This is a genomic window from Pseudomonas sp. (assembly GCF_026224925.1).
Lineage (GTDB): Bacteria > Pseudomonadota > Gammaproteobacteria > Pseudomonadales > Pseudomonadaceae > Aquipseudomonas.
Genome location: NZ_JAMFRV010000278.1, coordinates 1 through 3,789, shown reverse-complemented (window position 1 = coordinate 3,789; position 3,789 = coordinate 1). Strand labels below are relative to the sequence as shown.

Genomic DNA, 3,789 nt, shown 5'->3' with positions numbered 1-3,789 from the left:
GAACGACACCCCGCGCACCGCAGGCGTTAAATGGCCGGCGGCTCGATAGGCCACGTGCAGATCGGTCACTTCAATCAACGGCAAGGACGGATTCATCGCGGGGTTTCCTCGAGCGTGCGGGCAATGTGGTTGACGCTGAACACCACTGCCACCAGGAATAAGCCCGGCAGCAGTGGCACCCACGGTGCGGTCATCAGGAAGGATCGGCCGTTGGCGATCAAGGTGCCCCATTCCGCTGCAGGTGGGGCAGCGCCAAAGCCGAGAAAGCTAAGCCCGGCCGTGGCGAGAATAGCCGCGCCAAAATCCAGCGTGGCCAGTACCGCCACCGGCCCCCATGCGTTGGGTAGTACGTGCCGCAGCAAGGTGCGTGTCCAACTGGCGCCACCCAACCGGGCAGCCTCGACATAAGGAAGGTTTTTGATCCGTAGTACCTCGGCCCGGGTGGTGCGAGCGAAGCCGGGTATGATGCCAACCCCCACGGCAATCGCGACAGGCAGTGTGCCGAAACCGATGGCGGTGACAATGGCCAACGCCAGAAGCAGGCCGGGCAGCGCCAGCATGACGTCGATCAGGCGCATCAATAGTGTGTCCAGGCGCCCGCCGGCAAAGCCCGCGACGATGCCCAGGCCTAGCCCGCCGATCAGTGCGATTCCCACCGCCAGCAGTGATGCGCTCACCGACAGGCGCGAGCCATACACCACGCGACTGTAGAGGTCGCGGCCCAACTCATCGGTACCGAACCAGTGGGCCGCGCCGGGTGACGTGAGTTTGGCCAACGGTGCGGTGGCGTAAGGATCGGCATGGCTGAGCAACCCCGGCGCCAGTGCAGCGAGAAGGGCGAAGGCGACGATGGCCAGCGCCAGCAGAAAACCGGGGCGGCCCAACAATGGCGCCACGGCCAGGCGCGCGCGCTGCCAGCGGCTACGTGGGCGCCAAACGGCGGCCTGGCTCGCTTGACCGGGGAAGGTATCGATCAACGTCTTGATGGTGATGGGCATCAGGCAATCCTCGGCGTGTGGGTGATGCGAGGGTCGAGCGCGGGATACAGAAGATCGACAATGAGGTTGACCAATACGAAGGCCGCGGCTGCCACGCTGACGATCGCCAGCACCACCGGGATGTCCTGTCGCAGCACCGCCTCTTGAGCCAAGCGGCCGATACCGCTGCGCGCAAAGATGGTTTCCACTAGCACAGCACCGGAGACGGTGTTGCCCACTTGCAGACCAATCAGCGTGAGCAACGGCAGGGCAGCATTTTTGAAGGCGTGGCGCCTCTGCACCTGAGCGCGGCTCAAGCCTTTGGCAAAAGCGGTGGCGATGTAGGGTTCATGCCAGACCCCCTGGAAGCCGCGCAGCAGTACTTGGGCGTATACCGCCGCGCTGGGAATGGCCAGGGTGATGGCCGGCAGCACTAGGCTGGAAGCACCTTGATTGCCAGTAGAAGGCAGCCAACCAAGGCTGAAGGCGAACACCTGAATCAGTAACAACCCCATCCAGAACACCGGCACCGAAAAGCCGAGGGAAGGCACGCGAGCCAGCACTTGTTGCAGGGGTCTCCAGCGCACATAAGCCGCCAGATAACCCAGGCCGATACCGCCGATCAGCGACAACACAATGGCCACGCCCGCCAACTTCAGCGTCTGCGGCAGGCGCTCGGCCAGCAAGTCGGCCACTGGCCGGTTGAGCGCCACCGACTGGCCGAAGTCGCCGTGTATCGCGCCCCACAGTAGGCTGAAGTATTGCTGAACCACCCCTTGGTCGAGGCCGTAGTAGGCACGGGCTTTGGCCAGGTCGGCGACTGACAGTGAATCAATTTCCACCCCTGAGGCGCTAAGCATGATCGAGAGCGGATCACCCGGGAGTAGATACAAGATGAAATAGGCGACGCTGTACGCACCCCACAACACAAGGAGCGCCTGACCGATTCGGCCGAGCACGTAGCGGCTCATGGTTGTTTAAGCTCGATGTCGTTAAGCAGCGCAAAGCCTTCGGCAGTCCAACGGAAATTACTCACCCGCGGGCTCGTCGCCGCTTGCCACACGCGCTCGTAGATAGGGAAGACCGATCCCTCGTCGACCAGCAGGTCCTGCAGTGCGCCATAAGCATCGGCTCGCTGCTCGCTGTTGGTCGCCGTCATTCCCGCGTCGAACAGCGTCTGGGCCTTGGGCAGTGTTTGCGGGGTATAGAGGTTGGTGGCCACGGTAGAACTGTTGGCGCTTCGCGGGTCAATAATGGTTTGCAGAATTATCGGGTCGGCGCGGGTCATGTAGGTCGAGGTCAGATCGTAGTTGCCTGCGGCGTTGGCGGCTGCCCAATCGGCAGTGGTAAGCACATTGAGCTTGAGATCAATGCCAACTTGGCGCAGTTGGTCCTGGATCAGCACGTCACCAGCGGTTTCAGCACCCTGGAGGTTGTAGGTGAGTTTCAGCCGCTTGCCGTTTTTGGCTCGGTAGTTGTCGGCACCGACGGTCCACCCGGCGTTATCCAGCAGTTTCCGTGCAGCGGCCGGATCAAAGGCTAGCTTGGTGTTCTGGCTTTTGTAGTAAGGCGTGGTGGTGTCATACAAGCTGCTTACCACTGGGAATTGCGGGCTATAGACCGTAGACGCATAGGTCTTGCGGTCGATGGCTTTTTGCAGGGCCTGGCGGACCGCGTTCTCGCCGAGGATGCGTTCACCGCGTGTGTTTGGGTACCAGTTCAAGGCCGGGCCGGGCAACGAACGGCTCTGGATCGTTGCGTTTTTGGACTGAAACAGTTTGGTATCGACTTCGGAAAAGGGGGCCCGCGGCCAGAGGATGTCGACTTGGCCTTGCACGAACTGGCCGTTGCGCACGCTTTCTTCCGGAATGTAGCTCACGTCCACTTCATCCAGGTGCGCTTCGCCACGGTTTTGTGCGTTGGCCGAAGGCCAGGCATAGCCGGTTCGCCTGAGCAGGCGCAAGCCAGACTCGGGGGTGTAACTATCAAGCACGAACGGCCCAGTGCCGATGATCGCCCCCAGCGAACGCTCCTTGACGGTCTTGGCATAGCTTTCGGGTGCAAGGATTGCCAGGTTGGTGGTGGACGTGGCTTGGAGAAAACCGGCGTTGGGCCGCACAAGTACTAGCTTGACAGTGAAGTCATCGACTACTTCGGCATGGTCATACCCGGCAAGATACGTGGCACCGAAGGTCGCGGGCAGCTGCGCGGCGAACGCCTTGTCGGCATCGAAAGCGGTCTTGACCGCCTTTGCATCGAAGCGGGTACCGTTGCTGAAGGTGACATCCTTGCGCAGTTGGAAAGTATATTCCAAGGCATTGGCACTGATGTTCCAGCTACTTGCCAACCAGGGAATGATCTTGCCAGTCTCGGGGTCTTGATCGGTCAACGACTCAGCCACGTTGCGCAGCACTACCCGATGTTCAAGCCAGTACACCTGGAATGGGTCGAGACTGACAAGGGTAGTGTTGTCGCGGAAAAACGCGATTTTCAAAACCTTGCTACTGGCGTGTTGGTCAGCCGAGGGCGAGCAGCCAAACAGAGTAAAAGTAGCGGCCAATGTGGCCAGCCAAAGGGTGGGTAAGCGGGATGTAGACCGCCAGGGCCTGGGTGTTCTTTCCAGCTGGCGTGCCAAGTTGTCTGGGGCTTTGAAGCAGTGAAGGTCGCTCATGAGACACTCATTGGCAATAGGTTCATGGCCGACATGGGTGGGTCAGCGGCCTGGTCGTTAAGACCGTAAACGTATGCTTGAGTGCTGTAAAAGGCTTTTTTGATCTAAGCTAATTATGTGTTTATTGAATTAAACGTCAGT

General features: G+C 60.4%; 3 protein-coding genes. All 3 read right to left on the bottom strand.

Annotation, left to right across the window (positions count from 1 at the left end):
- Positions 1-92: 92 nt before the first annotated feature.
- Genes M0974_RS12105 through M0974_RS12095 form a run of 3 tightly spaced genes read right to left on the bottom strand, consistent with a single transcriptional unit; the run spans position 93 to position 3,648 of the window.
- Complete coding sequence (locus M0974_RS12105; RefSeq protein ID WP_297836521.1) at positions 93-998, bottom strand: ABC transporter permease; 906 nt, start codon at positions 996-998, stop codon at positions 93-95.
- The gene (locus M0974_RS12100) at positions 998-1,948 is read right to left on the bottom strand and encodes an ABC transporter permease (RefSeq protein ID WP_297836519.1); all 951 of its coding nucleotides are present in this window, start codon (positions 1,946-1,948) and stop codon (positions 998-1,000) included. Before M0974_RS12100 ends, M0974_RS12105 begins: the two co-directional genes overlap by 1 nt.
- A complete protein-coding gene (locus M0974_RS12095; RefSeq protein ID WP_297836517.1) occupies positions 1,945-3,648 on the bottom strand; it encodes an ABC transporter substrate-binding protein in 1,704 nt (567 codons plus the stop codon). Before M0974_RS12095 ends, M0974_RS12100 begins: the two co-directional genes overlap by 4 nt.
- Between the last annotated feature and the right edge of the window lie 141 nt (positions 3,649-3,789).

Coding starts and splice junctions, on each gene's coding strand:
- M0974_RS12105 (WP_297836521.1), bottom strand. CDS start 998: ATGCCCATCACCATCAAGACGTTGATCGATACCTTCCCCGGTCAAGCG.
- M0974_RS12100 (WP_297836519.1), bottom strand. CDS start 1,948: ATGAGCCGCTACGTGCTCGGCCGAATCGGTCAGGCGCTCCTTGTGTTG.
- M0974_RS12095 (WP_297836517.1), bottom strand. CDS start 3,648: ATGAGCGACCTTCACTGCTTCAAAGCCCCAGACAACTTGGCACGCCAG.